The sequence below is a fragment of the Candidatus Planktophila versatilis genome, from assembly GCF_002288105.1.
Lineage (GTDB): Bacteria > Actinomycetota > Actinomycetes > Nanopelagicales > Nanopelagicaceae > Planktophila > Planktophila versatilis.
In genome coordinates this window covers 787,028-803,675 of the sequence record NZ_CP016774.1, presented here as the reverse complement: position 1 = coordinate 803,675, position 16,648 = coordinate 787,028, and the positions used below count along the sequence as shown (strand labels likewise).

The 16,648-nt window shown below is 48.6% G+C and carries 19 protein-coding genes; 16 read left to right on the top strand and 3 right to left on the bottom strand.

Annotated elements, in window-relative coordinates; genetic code table 11:
- The first annotated feature begins 38 nt into the window (after positions 1-38).
- From A1sIA79_RS04095 to A1sIA79_RS04040, 12 genes are all read left to right on the top strand, one after another.
- Complete coding sequence (locus A1sIA79_RS04095) at positions 39-2,300, top strand: [protein-PII] uridylyltransferase (RefSeq protein WP_095674951.1); 2,262 nt, start codon at positions 39-41, stop codon at positions 2,298-2,300.
- 12 nt (positions 2,301-2,312) lie between these two features.
- Positions 2,313-3,755, top strand: a complete 1,443-nt coding sequence (gene ffh / locus A1sIA79_RS04090) for a signal recognition particle protein (RefSeq protein WP_095674950.1) — start codon at positions 2,313-2,315, stop codon at positions 3,753-3,755.
- 140 nt (positions 3,756-3,895) lie between these two features.
- Positions 3,896-4,456 carry a 30S ribosomal protein S16 gene (rpsP, locus tag A1sIA79_RS04085; protein ID WP_095674949.1) on the top strand — a complete coding sequence of 187 codons (561 nt, stop codon included), beginning with the start codon at positions 3,896-3,898 and terminating at the stop codon, positions 4,454-4,456.
- 2 nt (positions 4,457-4,458) lie between these two features.
- Positions 4,459-4,698: an RNA-binding protein gene (locus A1sIA79_RS04080; RefSeq protein ID WP_095674948.1), complete on the top strand. Its 240-nt coding sequence runs from the start codon at positions 4,459-4,461 to the stop codon at positions 4,696-4,698.
- An 11-nt stretch (positions 4,699-4,709) separates the two neighbouring features.
- The gene (rimM, locus tag A1sIA79_RS04075; RefSeq protein ID WP_095674947.1) at positions 4,710-5,213 is read left to right on the top strand and encodes a ribosome maturation factor RimM; all 504 of its coding nucleotides are present in this window, start codon (positions 4,710-4,712) and stop codon (positions 5,211-5,213) included.
- On the top strand, positions 5,210-5,893 hold the full coding sequence (gene trmD, locus A1sIA79_RS04070) for a tRNA (guanosine(37)-N1)-methyltransferase TrmD (protein ID WP_095674946.1): 684 nt from the start codon (positions 5,210-5,212) through the stop codon (positions 5,891-5,893). Before rimM ends, trmD begins: the two co-directional genes overlap by 4 nt.
- A gap of 37 nt (positions 5,894-5,930) precedes the next feature.
- Positions 5,931-6,899 (top strand): acyl-ACP desaturase, encoded by a 969-nt coding sequence (locus A1sIA79_RS04065; RefSeq protein ID WP_095674945.1) that lies wholly within the window; start codon positions 5,931-5,933, stop codon positions 6,897-6,899.
- Between the two features lie 21 nt (positions 6,900-6,920).
- Positions 6,921-8,336: a tRNA (N6-isopentenyl adenosine(37)-C2)-methylthiotransferase MiaB gene (miaB, locus tag A1sIA79_RS04060; protein ID WP_095674944.1), complete on the top strand. Its 1,416-nt coding sequence runs from the start codon at positions 6,921-6,923 to the stop codon at positions 8,334-8,336.
- Positions 8,333-9,232 (top strand): tRNA (adenosine(37)-N6)-dimethylallyltransferase MiaA, encoded by a 900-nt coding sequence (gene miaA / locus A1sIA79_RS04055; RefSeq protein WP_095674943.1) that lies wholly within the window; start codon positions 8,333-8,335, stop codon positions 9,230-9,232. Before miaB ends, miaA begins: the two co-directional genes overlap by 4 nt.
- A gap of 4 nt (positions 9,233-9,236) precedes the next feature.
- Entirely contained in the window at positions 9,237-10,046 is an 810-nt protein-coding gene (dapF, locus tag A1sIA79_RS04050) for a diaminopimelate epimerase (protein ID WP_095674942.1), read from the top strand.
- Positions 10,043-11,527, top strand: coding sequence for a GTPase HflX (gene hflX / locus A1sIA79_RS04045; protein WP_095674941.1), 1,485 nt, complete (start codon positions 10,043-10,045; stop codon positions 11,525-11,527). The genes dapF and hflX overlap by 4 nt, the downstream gene beginning before the upstream one ends.
- A 109-nt stretch (positions 11,528-11,636) precedes the next feature.
- On the top strand, positions 11,637-11,933 hold the full coding sequence (locus tag A1sIA79_RS04040) for a DUF4193 domain-containing protein (RefSeq protein ID WP_095674940.1): 297 nt from the start codon (positions 11,637-11,639) through the stop codon (positions 11,931-11,933).
- On the opposite strand, the gene A1sIA79_RS04035 is transcribed toward A1sIA79_RS04040, so the two are convergent.
- Positions 11,911-12,342 (bottom strand): DUF3093 domain-containing protein, encoded by a 432-nt coding sequence (locus A1sIA79_RS04035; RefSeq protein ID WP_095674939.1) that lies wholly within the window; start codon positions 12,340-12,342, stop codon positions 11,911-11,913. The two genes, A1sIA79_RS04040 and A1sIA79_RS04035, sit on opposite strands and share 23 nt — an antisense overlap.
- A 42-nt stretch (positions 12,343-12,384) precedes the next feature.
- Here A1sIA79_RS04035 and A1sIA79_RS04030 point away from each other — a divergent pair, with 42 nt between their 5' ends.
- Genes A1sIA79_RS04030 through A1sIA79_RS04020 form a run of 3 tightly spaced genes read left to right on the top strand, consistent with a single transcriptional unit; the run spans position 12,385 to position 14,032 of the window.
- On the top strand, positions 12,385-12,969 hold the full coding sequence (locus tag A1sIA79_RS04030; RefSeq protein WP_095674938.1) for a PaaI family thioesterase: 585 nt from the start codon (positions 12,385-12,387) through the stop codon (positions 12,967-12,969).
- Positions 12,966-13,406, top strand: a complete 441-nt coding sequence (dut, locus tag A1sIA79_RS04025; RefSeq protein WP_095674937.1) for a dUTP diphosphatase — start codon at positions 12,966-12,968, stop codon at positions 13,404-13,406. The genes A1sIA79_RS04030 and dut overlap by 4 nt, the downstream gene beginning before the upstream one ends.
- A complete protein-coding gene (locus A1sIA79_RS04020; RefSeq protein ID WP_223298321.1) occupies positions 13,406-14,032 on the top strand; it encodes a DUF3159 domain-containing protein in 627 nt (208 codons plus the stop codon). Before dut ends, A1sIA79_RS04020 begins: the two co-directional genes overlap by 1 nt.
- Here A1sIA79_RS04020 and A1sIA79_RS04015 read toward each other — a convergent pair.
- Positions 14,029-14,691, bottom strand: a complete 663-nt coding sequence (locus A1sIA79_RS04015) for a potassium channel family protein (protein WP_095674936.1) — start codon at positions 14,689-14,691, stop codon at positions 14,029-14,031. The genes A1sIA79_RS04020 and A1sIA79_RS04015 overlap by 4 nt on opposite strands.
- A 3-nt stretch (positions 14,692-14,694) precedes the next feature.
- The gene (locus tag A1sIA79_RS04010; protein ID WP_095674935.1) at positions 14,695-15,354 is read right to left on the bottom strand and encodes a potassium channel family protein; all 660 of its coding nucleotides are present in this window, start codon (positions 15,352-15,354) and stop codon (positions 14,695-14,697) included.
- A gap of 51 nt (positions 15,355-15,405) precedes the next feature.
- Between A1sIA79_RS04010 and A1sIA79_RS04005 the strand changes: the two genes are divergently transcribed.
- Positions 15,406-16,620 carry a class I SAM-dependent RNA methyltransferase gene (locus tag A1sIA79_RS04005; RefSeq protein WP_095674934.1) on the top strand — a complete coding sequence of 405 codons (1,215 nt, stop codon included), beginning with the start codon at positions 15,406-15,408 and terminating at the stop codon, positions 16,618-16,620.
- Positions 16,621-16,648 lie beyond the last annotated feature (28 nt).

Below are 16,648 nucleotides of genomic sequence, written 5' to 3'. Positions count from 1 at the left end.
GAGGTCCAAACCAAGTAACTGGAAACTAAGATTGGACCATGGGAACACGAGAGCGAAGAAATAGATCTAACGAGGGAGATCTTCTTCTCACATCGCTGTTCCAAGAAAGTGGCGCCAATATTGAAGAGGTAGCTATCGCCGCGGTCGGAGGTTTCGGCCGCGGCGAACTATCTCCAGGTTCGGATTTAGATATTGTCATTCTTCATAACGGATCCCTGCCTGAAGTTCAGTTGGGAGAGTTAGTAAATAAGATTCTTTATCCAATTTGGGATAAAAAGATAAAGGTTGACTACTCCGTCCGCACCCGCGCGGAGGTTCGAGCTGCGGCTAGTGATGATCTCAAGGTAATTCTTGGTCTATTAGATATCAGGCTTGTCTGTGGAAGTGCTGATCTGGTTGCCGGCGTACAAATCGATGCGTTAGATGAATGGCGTAAGAATTCAAAGGGCAGACTTGTTGAACTAGAGCGTTCTCTGACCGAACGCCATCAACGTTTTGGTGAATTGGCATATCTACTAGAGCCTGACCTGAAAGAGGCTCGTGGTGGATTACGTGATATCACTGCGCTGCGCGCAATCCATAAAAGTGGAACGATTTTAATTCCGATTGAAAAGATAAGTGTTGCTGAATCAATTCTCGCAAACGTGAGAGAGGCCCTTCATACCGTCAGTGGGCGCGATAAGGACAAGTTGTTTTTTCAAGAGCAAGATAAAGTGGCAGCGCTATTGGGTTATTCCGATGCCGATGCCCTGATGAGTGAAGTTGCCCAGGCTGCTCGTTCGGTTGACTACCTTCTAGATTCAACGTGGTATCGATATGCACATAAAGGCAAAGATGGCGCTGGACGATTCTTGCGTCGCGTGCGCACGACAACAATTTCACGCGATATCAGCGTTTCTAATCAGGAAGTAGTTATTGATACCAACGCAGATTTTGCAGGTGATCCGGTGATTGGATTACGTGCTGCAGCATCGGCGGCTCAATTAGGACTTCCATTGTCAATGGACTCACTTGAGCGTTTATCAGAATCGCTGCAAAATGGTCTGGGTCACCTTCCAAATCCTTGGCCACGTGATGCTCGTGAGAACCTGATTTCACTTATCGGTGCAGGTGCGGCGATGGTGCAAGTCTTTGAAGCCCTTGATCAGGAAGAAGTTCTCTTTGCCTGGATTCCAGAGTGGAAAGCTGTTCGTTCTCTTCCACAACGAAATGTCTTACATCGCCATACCGTTGATAGACATATGGTTGAGACAGCTGTTCATGCGGCAGCACTAACTCGAAAAGTTCACAGGCCTGACCTGCTTCTCTTTAGCGCGCTCTTTCATGACATTGGAAAGGGAACGGAAGAAGACCATTCGGAAAGAGGAGAAAGGCTCATCGAGCCACTTGCCTTACGCATTGGTTTTTCCACCGATGATATTGCAACGATAAAGCTATTGGTCAAGCATCACTTACTACTTTCAGCAACAGCCACGCGTAGAGACCTAGATGATCCGGCAACTATCACTTCAGTTGCAGAAGTAATTCCAGATTTGCAGTCTCTTGAACTCTTACATGCCCTTAGCATTGCCGATGGAGAAGCAACCGGGCGGGCTGCATGGAGTGATTGGAAAGCCTCGCTTGTGGCAGAGCTAGTGAAGCGGGTGGAGAAGGCGATCACAGATAACACGGTTGCTCAGCAACCTGAACTCACGGATGCACAACGTGCCCGCGCCGAATCGGGTGTGCTTTCGGTCAGCATTGAAGATCGCGGTGATGTCTATGCCATCGAGATAGTTGTGCCAGATAGCACGGGTCTACTCTCTATCGTGGCTGGCGTGCTCAACGTCATGCGCCTTGATGTCAGATCCGCTCGAACTAAATCTGTTGCACAAGCAGCCGTTATGGAATGGATAGTTATCCCGGACCCTCATGCGCCTGCATTAACGCAAGAGAAGTTGCATCAAGAGCTAGCCAGGGCTCTGGAGAATAAGAGTTCGCTTGCATCACGAATCCAAGAACGTATCGACACATATGCCCAGCTGCCTACTATTCCCGTTCCCGCACCTGTTGTTGAGACCTTTATGGATGCGGCAACTGATGCAACCATTATTGAGGTAAGAAGCCACGACCAACCAGCGCTGCTATTTCGTATCGGTGATGCAATTACCCGAAGCAATATTGATATTCGCTCTGCCATTGTCACAACACTGGGTGCCGAAGCCATTGACACCCTTTATGTGAGTGAAATTGGGGGAGGCCCACTGAGCGCCGAACGTGCCAATGAAGTGGCGATTCGAATTCGAGCAGCCCTGAAGTAGAGTTCCCCCACTATGTTTGATTCGCTCTCATCGAAATTTGCTGGTGCATTTGGTGCACTTCGTGCAAGAGGCAAAATATCTGAAAAAGATATCGAACTCACCACCCTAGAGATTCGCCAGGCTCTTCTTGAAGCTGATGTGGCACTAGAAGTTGTGGAGAGTTTCACAGCACAGGTACAGAGCAAATCACTGGAGTTACTATCAACTCTTCAGGCAGGCACAAATCAAGCACAGGCAATCTTTGATGTCGTAAACCAAGAACTCACGCAAATTCTTGGTGGGGGAGCACGTCGGATCCGCTTTGCAAAGAAACCTCCGACAGTCATCATGTTGGCTGGTTTACAAGGTGCCGGTAAAACGACTCTGGCTGCAAAGCTAGCAAAGTTTTATAAAGACCAAGGTGAGACCCCAATTCTTGTGGCATCAGATTTACAACGCCCGAATGCGGTAAATCAATTGCAGGTAGTTGGTCAATCTGTTGGAGTTCCAGTATTTGCACCTGAACCGGGAAATGGCGTGGGCAATCCGGTAACCGTTGCACGAGATGCCATTGCATTTGCCACATCAAAACTTCACAGCATGGTCATTGTTGATACCGCTGGACGTCTAGGTGTGGATCAAGAGCTAATGAATGAAGCAATCGCGATTCGTGATGCGGTCACACCGGATGAAATTCTCTTTGTTGTCGATTCCATGATTGGCCAAGATGCCGTGCGCACAGCACAAGCTTTTCAAGATGGCGTTGGCTTTGATGGAGTTGTGCTCACCAAGCTCGATGGTGATGCACGTGGTGGAGCAGCACTGTCCATTGCCGCCCTTACTGGTCGCCCGATTATGTTTGCATCCACTGGTGAAAAAATCAGTGATTTCGATATCTTCTATCCAGAACGTATGGCTTCTCGCATCCTGGGTATGGGAGATGTTGCCACGCTGGCCGAACAAGCGAAGAAAGCTTTCGATGGTGACTCTGCCAAGAAGTTAGAGGATAAATTCTTATCGGGAGAAGATTTCACCCTCGATGATTTCCTAGAACAACTAGAGGCCATGTCAAAAATGGGCTCGATGGGCAAGCTACTTGGAATGCTTCCCGGTGCGGGTGCTATGAAGAAACAGATTGAGAATTTCGATGAATCTGAGATCACGCGCACAAAATCAATAGTGCAATCGATGACTCCCAAGGAACGTCGAGATTTGAAAGTTCTTAATGGTTCACGTCGCGCTCGAATCGCTTTGGGTGCTGGACGAAAAGTCTCTGATGTCAATGCACTGGTGGATAAGTTCACCGCTGCGCAGAAGATGATGAAGCAGATGAGAAACGGTGGATCAATGCCTGGGATGCCTGCTGGAATGCCAGGTCTTCCTCCAGCGCCGTCTAAGACTGCGCCACCGGCTAAGAAGAAGTCGAAATCCGGAAATCCCGCTAAGCGTGCGCTGGAAAATGGGACGATTTCTTAATTTTGAGCGTACCTGGCAAGATTAGCCACCTGTTACAGGGCCCTCTACCCCGGTAACAATCCAATCCACAGTTGGACCACTTAGTTACGCACCCCGCTGTAGCAATTTGGTTCGGCACACTTTTTAGGAGCACAAGTTCTTTGTCTACAAAAATTCGCTTAATGCGCATGGGAAAAATTCGCACACCTTATTTCCGCATCGTAGTTACAGATTCACGTAAGGCTCGTAACGGTCTTTCAATTGAAGAAATTGGTCGCTACGTTCCAGGTCAAGAACCATCACTGATCGAAGTTAATTCAGAGCGTGCTCTGTACTGGCTTGGTGTTGGTGCACAACCATCAGAGGCAGTAGAGGCGCTTCTGAAGGTGACCGGAGATTGGCAGAAGCACAAGGGTCTTCCAGGAACAGAAGGAACGCTTCGTGTTGCAGCTCCAAAGCCACACAAGAGCGTTGCCTATGAAGCAGCTGTGAAGGCTGCCGCTGCAGAACCTGCAGAAGGTGCAACAACTTTGAAGAAGAAGGCACAGGACAAATTAGCTGCAAAGGCAAATCCTATTGTGGCAGAGCCAGTGGCAGAAGTTGTTGCAGAAGCTCCAGCTGAAGCTGCAGTAGAAACTCCAGTCGAAGTTGTAGCCGAAGAAACTCCCGCTCCAGAAGCGGTTGTAGAAGATGCGGCTGTAGCAGAAACTCCTGCTGAATAAATATGATTGACGAAGCACTCGAACATCTCGTAAAGGGAATCGTTGATAACCCTGACGATGTCAATGTTAAGGAAAAGACTCATCGTCGAGGAACAACTCTCGAAGTACGTGTTAATCCTGAAGATATCGGCAAGGTGATTGGCCGTAACGGTCGTACAGCTAAGGCGCTACGCACAGTCGTAAGCGCGCTAGCAGGACGCACTGTTCGTGTTGATCTCATCGATACCGACGAGGTTCGCTAACTTTTACACCCATGAAATTAAACGTGGGCCGCATTGGTAGAGCTCACGGAATTTTAGGTGAAGCGACAATCGAAGTTCGCACTGACGAAGCTGAAAATCGCTTTGCTATTGGTGCAGTCTTAGAGACAGATAGCCACGGTGAATTAACTGTGGTTTCTGCCCGCGTTCACAATGGAATTCTTCTCCTTGGTTTCCAAGGAATTGAGGACCGCAATTCGATTGAAGCGCTGCGCAATGAACTTCTCTATGCCGAAGTTGATATCCAAGCGCCCGGAATTGATGAAGATGATTATCACGTCTTACAACTTGTTGGCTGCACCGCATATCTCGTTGACGGAGATGAATTCGGAGTTGTCACCGATGTTTTGAACTTGCCGGGTCAAGATGTCTTAGCAATCAAGAGCGCTGATGGCGAAGTGCTGATTCCATTTGTCCGTCAATTGGTTCCGGTTGTCGATATTAATGCTAAGCGAATGACGGTAATTCCACCTGATATCGATGGAAGTGTGCGATGAAAATAGATGTCATTTCCATATTTCCTGAGTATCTATCACCGCTGAAACTATCCCTCCTCGGCAAAGCTCAAAGCTCAGGTCTACTTGAGATTGAAGTTCATGATCTGCGCGCTCTGAGTACCGATAATCACAACACTGTTGATGACACCCCCTACGGTGGAGGCGCCGGTATGGTGATGTTGCCGGAAGTTTGGGGAAAGACCCTTGATCCATTGATGAGTGAGAATACAGATCTCATCATCCTCACCCCAGCAGGTCGTCGCTTTACTCAGAAAACAGCGGAAGAATTCTCAACTGCAAACCATCTAGTTTTTGCATGCGGACGCTATGAAGGAATTGATGATCGTGTGCGTCAGTATTATTCAACGCAAGAATTTAAGAATCGCAATATTCGCGTTCATGAAATCTCCATTGGTGACTATGTTCTAGGTGGGGGAGAAGTTGCATCGATGGTCATGATTGAGGCCATTACACGACTCATACCAGGAGTGCTCGGTAACCCAGAGTCTTTGTCGGAAGAATCACATAAATTTGAGGGCTACCTCGAATATCCAAACTTTACCAAGCCACAAGAATGGCGAGGTATCTCGGTACCAGAGATATTACTCAGCGGAAATCACGCAGAAATTGCAAAGTGGCGAAGCCAACAGGCAGAAAAACGTGCAAAAGATAATCTTTAACTCGAAAGTAATGGCACTTCTGCCTTACTCTTAGCCCATGAGTGAAGAGTCAGCAAAGATCCAGTCTCGCTTAATTCGCGACCTAGAGCCTATTGTTGCAGTTGAACTCGAGCGACATATTTCAGTTCAGAAGAATTGGTACCCACATGAATATGTCCCATGGTCTGAAGGACGCGATTATGCGGGTCCACTTAATGGAGATGCCTGGGAAGCGAAAGATTCTCGCCTGACTCCGGTGGCGCAAGATTCACTCGTACTCAATTTACTGACAGAAGATAACTTGCCGAGTTACCACACCGAGATTTCAATCTCGATGGGCCGTGATGGCGCATGGGGTAATTGGATCGAACGTTGGACGGCAGAAGAAGCTCGCCATGCGATTGTTATTCGTGACTACCTCATGGCTACTCGAGGTGTTGACCCATACGAACTCGAAGATCTTCGGATGGCTCATATGTCACTCGGATATCAGACTCCATATGAGAACGACATGCTGCACACGATTGCTTACGTCTCCTTCCAAGAGTTAGCAACACGTATTTCACACCGCAATACTGGAAAAATTTCAGAGGATTCGATTGCCGAAGGAATGATGCAGCGAATAGCGCTGGATGAGAATCTTCATATGCTTTTCTATCGCAATACTCTTTCTGCAGCACTTGATATGGAACCTAACGCTGCAATGCGCGCCATTACAGATGTAGTAACAAACTTTGATATGCCAGGGGCAAACATGCCGGGCTTTGGACGAAAAGCTGTGCAGATTGCGCTGGCTGGAATCTATGATCTGCAGCAACACCTCGATGATGTGATTGCTCCCGTTCTGCGGGCTTGGAATGTATTTGAAAGAACCGATCTTTCCGGTGATGGAATTAAGGCTCGTGATGAACTTCAGGCCTTCATGGATGAGACATATAAAGCGGCTTCCGTATTTAACGATAAGCGCGAAGTTCACTTCGAGCGTCAAATCGCGCGCGGTATTGCACCGATTCGCATCACTAACTGACTCTGAAATAAGATAGGCGCCATGTCGCGCACATATTTGGTTGAGACCTACGGGTGTCAGATGAACGTGCACGACTCAGAACGCATCGCTGGTCTGCTAGATGAAGCAGGACATATTCCTGTTATTCCCGGTGAACAAGCTGACATCGTGGTCTTTAATACCTGTGCGGTTCGCGAGAATGCTGATAATAAGCTCTATGGAAATCTAAGCTTCCTGGCACCGATTAAGAAGAAGAATCCTGCGATGCAGATTGCCGTTGGCGGATGTTTGGCGCAGAAGGATCAATCGATTATCCTTAAAAAAGCGCCATATGTGGATGTAGTTTTTGGAACGCATAATGTGGGCTCCTTGCCGCTTCTACTTGAGCGTGCTCGTATCGAAGAAGAGTCTCAGATTGAAATATTGGAATCACTTGAGCATTTTCCTTCTACGCTACCTGCTCGCAGATTCTCGGCCTTCACTTCGTGGGTCTCAATCTCCGTTGGATGCAATAACACCTGCACCTTCTGTATCGTTCCCGCACTTCGCGGAGTAGAGAAAGATCGAGCTGCCTCAGATGTGCTCAAAGAGATGCAGATGCTGGCCGATCAGGGTGTCATCGAAATTACTCTGCTTGGGCAGAATGTGAACGCCTATGGTGTCGAATTTGGTGATCGCGGCGCCTTTGCCAAACTCTTACGTGATGCTGGCAAGATCCAGGGGCTAGAACGAGTTCGTTTCATGTCCCCTCATCCTCGTGATTTCACCGATGATGTCATTGAGGCGATGGCCCAGACTGAGAATGTCATGCCACATCTGCACATGCCGTTGCAATCAGGCTCAGATTCCATTTTGCAATCTATGCGCCGGTCATATCGCACTGATAAGTATCTCGGAATTCTTGAACGGGTACGGGCAGCTATTCCGCAAGCGATGATTACAACTGACATCATTGTTGGCTTTCCGGGAGAGAGTGAAGAAGATTTTCAGGGGACGTTAGATATCACAACGCAGGCGCGATTTGCCGCGGCTTATACATATAAGTATTCAATTCGTCCTGGTACACCTGCAGGAGTTATGCCAAACCAAGTGCCGCAGGAGATTGTGGCAGAGAGATATACCCGCTTGCATGAGCACCAACAGAAAATCTCGCTTTCAGTCAATGAAGAATCTATTGGCTCAACGCATCGTGTGATGGTCTCTGAAGTTGAGGGTCGACGAGATGAGTCTCGCTCTCGCATGACCGGAAAATCAGAAGATTTCCGGCTTGTGCACTTCGATGCCGATACTGATGCCCGCCCCGGTGATTTTGTTGATGTTCACATTACCGAAGCATCGGCGCACTATCTGATCGGAAGCGCAGTGTCAGTAATGCGCACACGTGGGGGAGATGCCCATGCGGCAAAGTCCGCGCCAGCTTCAACATCGCTAGGAATTCCAAAGGTTCGTACTTCGTGAAAGTAATTGTCATTTGTGGTGCCACCGCAACGGGTAAGAGTGAAATGGCGCTAGATGTTGCAGAGCAGATAGGCGCCGAAATTATCAATGCCGACTCGATGCAGCTATATACGGGTATGGATATTGGTACGGCAAAGCTAAGCGTTGCAGAGCGCCGCGGTATTCCTCATCACCTACTTGATGTTCTGAGCGTGAAGCAGGATTCCACTGTTGCCTGGTATCAACAGCTGGCGCGTGATCGAATCAGTGAAATTCATTCTCGGAATCAACATGTGGTCATCGTTGGCGGAACCGGGCTCTATATCAAGGCCGTTCTAGATGACCTCAACTTTCCAGATACCAACCCGGAAGTGCGAGCACGACTGGAGTCTGAGGCAGAAGAGTTTGGATCAGATTCACTTTTCACACGTTTGCAAGAGTTAGATCCGGCAGCAGCGTTGGCTATTGATCGAGCGAATACTCGTCGGATTATTCGTGCTCTAGAAGTCATTGAAATTACTGGAAGGCCATTTACTGCAAATCTTCCACGAGAAGATAGCTCGAGATTTCCAGATGCGCTGCAATTTGGCCTAGTCATGGAGCGCGAGCATCTTGGAGAGCGGATTGATCTTCGGGTGGAGAAAATGTGGGAGCAAGGATTCCTCGCAGAAGTTGATGCACTCATTGCAGAAGGAATTCTTCAAGGGTCAACTGCTCAACGCGCCTTGGGATATTCAGCCCTGATTGCAATGCGCGCCGGACAGATGACGGAAGCGGAAGCTAAGGAAGAGACAAAGCGCTCCACCCGCCAATATGCACGCCGGCAAGAGACCTGGTTCTCACGCGATGCCCGGATTCAATGGATAGCACCTCATCAACCTCGCCTTGAAACCATCATGCAGAAGATAAACTCATAGCGTTATGTCGAAATCAATCATTGCCACATATGGTCACGGAACTGAGAATGATTTTGTCATTCTCTTTGACCCAGATAATCAACGCGAGATCTCGTCTCACCAAATAGCCGCAATCTGCAATCGTAAGACTGGCATCGGAGCCGATGGGTTTATTCGCATTCTAAAAAATGGCAAGCAGTGGTTTATGGATTATCACAACGCCGATGGCTCACTTGCGGAGATGTGCGGCAATGGAATTCGGGTGATGGCCAAGTACCTAGTTACGCACGAGCATCAGCCTGAAGGCATTTTTGCTATTGATACCCGGGCTGGAATCAAGCACCTTCGCGTTCCACGTGATGGCGATATCTCGGTCAATATGGGTCATGTGACAGATGAGATGGAAGAAATCTCGGTCACACACAATGGGCATACCTGGAGCGGATACAACATCAATGTGGGAAATCCACATGCAGTGGTATTCGTCGATGATCTCGAGCAAGTGGGCTCACTAGAAGTAGCACCGCTTGTCTCACCTGCATCCTCTTATCCTGAAGGCGTCAATGTTGAATTTGTTCAGTTACTTCCAGATAAAGAAGCACGTATGCGCGTGCATGAACGCGGTAGCGGTGAGACACGATCTTGTGGAACTGGTACCTGCGCAGTGGCGTTAGCAGCTGCTATGAAGACAGGTATCTCGCTGCCATCTCGATGGACAATTTTCCCACCAGGAGGTCGGCTCATTGTCGATATTGATAACCATTCAAATGCGACTCTGATTGGCCCGGCAGAACTCATCAGCGAACATGACATCTCTACCTACCTCAATTCATGACTACCTCCGAGGACGGTTACGACAAACTTTTCGAAGATCTACTGCGAGAGAGCGCACGAGCCGCCGCCGACTTTGATTCTGATGAGACCGAGTATGAAGAAAATGAACAGCAGGAACTTTCCGATCGAAATGCACTTCGACGGGTAAAAAGCTTCTCCACAGAACTTCAAGATATTTCTGATGCCGAATATCGTCAACTACAACTTGAACGGGTAGTGCTCGTTGGTGTGTGGACCGAAGGCACTGCTGAGATGGCAGATAATTCCTTAGCTGAGCTCAAAGCACTTGCAGAAACTGCTGGTTCGGAAGTGATGGAAGGACTCATTCAACGCCGAGATAAACCTGATCCATCTACCTATATCGGTTCCGGAAAGTTAATTGAGCTACGACAAATTGTTATCGCCACAGGGGCCGACACTGTCGTATGCGACGGCGAACTTTCACCTTCGCAGCTTCGCACCTTAGAAGAGAAACTTAAGGTGAAGGTTGTTGATCGGGTTGCGCTAATCCTTGATATTTTTGCCCAACATGCAAAGAGTAAAGAAGGCAAGGCGCAGGTTGAGTTAGCCCAGATTGCCTATCTTCTTCCGCGACTTCGTGGATGGGGAGATTCTCTCTCTCGTCAGGTCGGCGGACGCGCAGCAGGTGGCGCCGGTATCGGCGGTAGAGGTCCCGGTGAAACCAAGATTGAGACCGATCGCAGACGTATCCGCGACAAGATGGCCAAGCTTCGACGTGAAATCGCCGAGATGAAAACTTCTCGCGACACAAAGCGACAAGAGCGCAAGCGAAATAACATCCCATCGGTTGCTATCGCTGGTTATACAAATGCTGGAAAATCTTCACTTCTTAATGCGCTCACCGGTGCGGGAGTGTTGGTAGAAAACGCGCTCTTTGCAACCCTTGATCCCACGGTTCGTAAGTGCGAAACCGCGGAAGGTCGCATCTACACACTCTCAGACACCGTCGGTTTTGTTCGCCATCTGCCGCATCAGCTCATCGATGCCTTTAAATCAACTCTGGAAGAGGTGTCAGGCTCAGATCTGATTGTGCATGTAGTAGATGGATCTCACACAGACCCCTTTGAACAGATTCGCGCTGTTCGTGAAGTTATTACTGAAATTGGTGGGGCACACATCCCAGAAATTATCGCTATTAACAAGGTCGATATTGCAGATCCTGCTGTTGTCCTTGAAATATTGCGAAAAGAACCCAATAGCTATGCCTTCTCCGTCCGTTCTGGATTTGGAATGGAGGGACTTATTCGTGCAATCGAAAAATCTCTTCCTCATCCAAGTGTCGAGATAACAGCGGTAATTCCATATAGCCGAGGCGATCTAGTTTCTGCCGTCCATGAACAGGGCGAAATTCTGAGTGAAGAACATCTACCTGAGGGAACATCGATTCATGCCTACGTTGATGCCGGGCTAGCGATGGCTATTGCCAAAGCGGAAGAAATCGCCGCCTCTACCCAGGAATAAAACCGACACGCCGGGGGTTGTATCGGCTAGATAGCGGGTAATGCGCGACTATTCGCGCAGGTAGCGGACCAATCGTTCGCACAAAGATGATGGAAGCGAGGTGAGATCAGTGGCAACAGATTACGACACACCCAGAAAAACCGACGAGGAGCTTCACGAGGAATCGTTGGAAGAACTCAAAGCAAAGCGAGTAGATGCACAATCAGGACAGATTGATGTTGATGAAGCAGAAGCTGCAGAGACTCTTGAACTTCCTGGAGCAGATCTCTCAGGTGAAAAACTTGCCGTGCGAGTGGTGCCAGTACAGACAGATGAATTCACATGCTCTAAATGTTTCCTCATTCACCACATTACTCAATTAGCAAAAGGTGAAGGCGCGAAAGCTATTTGTAAAGAGTGCTCTTAAGCTCTTTCCCTTTTTTGCAACTAACAAGCCAATAAGGTGTGGGATCACGCGGATCCTTGAGCGTAATCTTCACACCTGTTGACATCCAAAACTTAATTGCCAAGAAGGCGGCAGGATCAGCATCACGCGTGCGCAGCAGTCTCATAGCGTTCTTATCTAGAATTTCAACGCCTGCTAGATATTTGACTCCTATATGAGCTTTCCCGATTACCAACTCATCCTGGGTAACTCTGACTTCACTCTTTGCCGTCACGGCAATGGCAAGAAGTGCAATGGTCAGAGCGATGAAGGTGACCAGCGCGCTGAAATTGCCCAGCGCAGCCCAGACTGCGATGACTAAAGATAGAAACATGAAGTAGATGAAGGCCAAGAGCCAAAGTGGGGGACGTATCACTTCTTTAAAGAGCATGAGCCCTAGGCTATCTCTTACTTCATCAAGTAACCTTGCGCCATGAGTCGCGTTGCATCCACTACGCCGCCTGAGGGCTCGGTGATTCCAGAGCGTCATCCGCTCTCACCTTCAACAGGTGCCCAGATACCTTCACACTTTGCACATTGCTTCGGCTGCGGTGAACTTCACCCCACCGGACTACATCTTGTTGCTCATGTCGGTAAAGGCGCAGATATCACTGCCGAATTTACTGTCTCGGAAAATCATCAAGGGGCTCCGGGTCTGGCACACGGTGGTCTCTTATCACTTGCCTTCGATGAAGCGCTAGGAAAATTGATGTGGCTCCTTCGCGCCCCGGCAGTTACTGCTCGCCTGGAAACGGATTTTCTAAAGCCTGTGCCGATTGGAACCGTTCTGCATATTTCTGCTCGGATCACGGGCCAAGTAAATAGAAAAGTGTATTCAGAGGCGGTTGGGCGACTAGGGGGAATCGATGGCGAAATTGCAGTGCGTGCAGCCGCACTCTTTGTCATCGTGCCGATGAAGCATTTCTTAGAGAGTGCACCGGCAGAATATTTGGCAGCACTTCGCAAAAACCCACAACTTTTCGCCTTTGTAGATCCTGAATTCGAGATTAATCCATGAGTAATTTTCAGGTCTTAATTAAAAGACTAGATCCTGATCTGCCGCTTCCGAAATACTCCAAAGGTGGAGATGCGGGAGCCGATATCGTCTCCCGGATTGACATCACCTTGCAGCCGGGGGAGCGAGCATTGGTGCCTACTGGAATTTCCATCGCACTTCCTGATGGTTATGTTGCACTGGTCCACCCACGCTCTGGCTTAGCAATTAAACATGGAGTCACGATGGTCAATGCCCCAGGCACCGTCGACGCTGGATTTCGCGGAGAACTTCAATGCATCTTGATTAATCATGATTCTCAAGAAAGTGTTAGTTTTAAGCGAGGCGATCGAATTGCACAATTGGTCTTTCAAAAAGTAGAACGCGCCGAATTTATTGAAGTTGATGTGCTGCCAGGCTCAGGTCGCGGCGAAGGTGGATTTGGATCAACTGGATCGTGATGAGTAGCGATAATCAAATGAACTCAGCTGAAGATAGAGATAAGGTCATTTCCGCCTTTGGCGGCAAGAAGGGGCTGATTGATTCAGGTATTCCGGCAGTAATATTCTTGGTTATTTTCAATGTCACCAAAGATTTGCAGAGCGCACTCATAGCTTCAATTTCCATCTCAGCGCTTCTGACGGTGATTCGTTTAGCCAGGCGGGATACTCTTCAGCACGCTTCGAGTGGATTTATTGGCGTTCTTATCTGTGCCTGGTTTGCCAATAGAACTGGCAATGCAAGTGATCTCTATGTTCCTAAGTTGTTGACCAATCTTGGATATGGAAGCGTGTATCTGATTGCAAACCTCGTTGGTTGGCCGGTTCTTGGCCTGATGCTTGGGCCAATTTTGGGCGAAAACCTCTCATGGCGTAATCATCCAGAACGTAAGCGGGCTTATGTGCAGGCAAGCTGGCTCTGGGTAGCGATGTTCTTCACGCGAATTGCAGTGCAGTATCCAATTTATAGAAGCGGTAATGTCAATTTGCTAGGAACTGTCAATCTAGCGATGGGATATCCGTTCTTTATCGCTACCGCATATGGTTCTTGGCTCATTATTCGCCGCGTTCCCACAGTTAAGCCTTAAGAACGAGCGATAAAACAATCTCTGATTTTATCTTCAGCTTGGGCTGAAGCAACAAAGAGCAATTCATCGCCAGCGATAAAGAGATCACTTGGCGTAGGCGAGATTACTCGTCCATCTCGCACGATGGCAGCAAGGGATGCATCTTCCGGAAGCTCTACTTCTTCAATTGTTTTTCCAATACAGATAGAAGAATCTGGCAGCGTAATTTCAACTAGATTTGCCTGACCCTTTCTAAATGAGAACAGACGAACAACATCGCCAACGCTGACGGCCTCTTCAACAAGTGCGGAAATAATTCGCGGGGTAGATACCGCAACATCAACGCCCCAAGATTGATCAAAGAGCCATTCATTCTTTGGGTGATTGATTCGAGCGACAACTCGGGGAACTCCGTATTCAGTCTTGCCAAGAAGTGATGCGACAAGATTGACCTTGTCATCGCCGGTAGCGGCAACTAGTACCTGACAGTTATTCAATTGAGCATTATCAAGTGATGCAATCTCACAAGCATCTGCCATCAACCACTCAGCGTCAGGCACGGAATCAATCTTTAACGCTTTCGGATCGCGGTCTATCAGAAGAACCTGGTGGCCATTATCAAGAAGTTCGCGAGCAATTGCTCGTCCCACATTTCCGGCACCTGCAATAGCAATTCTCATTTCTTAGGCACCTGGGCCTTTCGATAACACTGCTTCAGCAATTGCCAATTGTGTATCGAGAATAGTCATGTGGACTAAGTCTCCATCTTGTAAAACGGTGTGCTCATCGGGGATGAGTGCTTCACCTAAACGGGTCAGGAAAGCCACGCGTGACTCGGTGGCTGTTTCAAGTTCAGAGATCGGACGACCGTACCAATTTAGATGTGGGTGCACCTCAAGTAATTGAACGGTGCCTGTGGCATCGCGCCATTCTGAACGAGCACCACCTGGCAAAATTCGACGAAGGATTTGATCACTTGCCCAAATAACTGTGGCAACTGTTGGAATACCTAAGCGCTGATAAATTTCAGCACGCCCTGGGTCATAAATGCGAGCAACAACATTAGTGACGCCATAATTCTCGCGGGCAACGCGGGCAGCTAAAATATTTGAGTTATCACCATTACTGACTGCAGCAAATGCATCAGCGCCATCAATTCCCGCTTCCAGCAAAGTGTCGCGATCAAAGCCAACACCAACAATTGTGCGCCCCTTGAAATCAGCACCGAGTCGACGGAAGGCGTCTTTTGATTGATCAATGATGGCTACTGAGTGTCCAGCTGCTTCCAGAGCGGTCGCCAAAGATGAACCGACTCGTCCGCAACCCATGATGACTACGTGCACAGGACTAACTTACTACTCTTGCGCAGATTTATCTCGACTACGCTAAGGCCTATGTCACCACCCAAGAAAGCGTCCATCGAGGTGGGGGCGCGAATCAGGGTCGAGATTGAGAAAGTCGCCCATGGCGGCCACTTCATCGCACGCCATGAGGGCGCCGTGATCTTTGTTCGCCACGCGATTCCAGGTGAATCTGTTGAGATCGAAGTAACGAGTGTGGGTGCAAGTTTTAACCGAGCTGATGTAGTTGAAGTAATAACACCTTCGGCTGACCGCGTAACAGCACCGTGTAGATATGCACACAGGCTTGGCTGCGGTGGCTGCGATTTCCAACATATAACACCAGCGCGCCAGCGAAATCTCAAGAGTGAAGTAATCTCAGAACAGTTTTCTAGAATTGCAAAGATGGAAATTGACGTTGAGGTAGAAGAGGTAAGTGCACCCCTGGGATGGCGAACTCGGTGTTCGGCGCACTCAACTAAGAGTGGCGCCCTAGGTTTCTATCAAGCACGCAGCCACAAAGTAACCCCAGTCGATGACTGCCGGATTCTTGTTCCGGAGATGAAATTTGCAGAGCTTGCCCAACGTGGAGTCAAAGGCGATCAACGGCTAGAGATTTCCATTTCCAACACTGGCGAACGCACAATCGCCACCGCAAACTCTCGTGATGAATCACCGATGCGACTCTCTGATGGTCCCGAAATTGCCCACTATCAGGTGGGAGATAAAGTCTTTAATGTCAGTCAGAAATCTTTTTGGCAAAGTCATAAAGATGCCCCTCGTGTACTCAGTGATGTGGTTGTCGAACTAGGTCAATTCCAAGCCGGTGATCACGTGCTAGATCTCTATGGGGGAGTCGGACTATTTGCAGCAGCTATTTTGCCAATCATTGGAGAAGCAGGCGCTGTTGATATCGTCGAGGGAAGTAAAGCTGCCACTGCCGATGCCAGTAGTAATTTCGCAGACAACAGCAATGTCACCGTGATTACCGCCGATGTAGCAAAAGCCATCACTCGATTTACACAGGCAGATGTCATTGTTCTCGATCCACCGCGGGAGGGTGCTGGAAAAGAAGTACTGCAAAATTGTGCACGGATTGCACCGCGTGCGATCATCTATGTGGCGTGCGACCCAGCGGCGCTGGCCCGGGACACCGGATATCTGCGTGAATTCGGATACACGCTAGAAAAAATACGCGCCTTCGACCTCTTTCCCATGACACATCACATCGAATGTGTTGCCAGATTTGTTGCCGATAAGGTATCTTGATATCAAGATAAATTCACTGAAGGAAGTT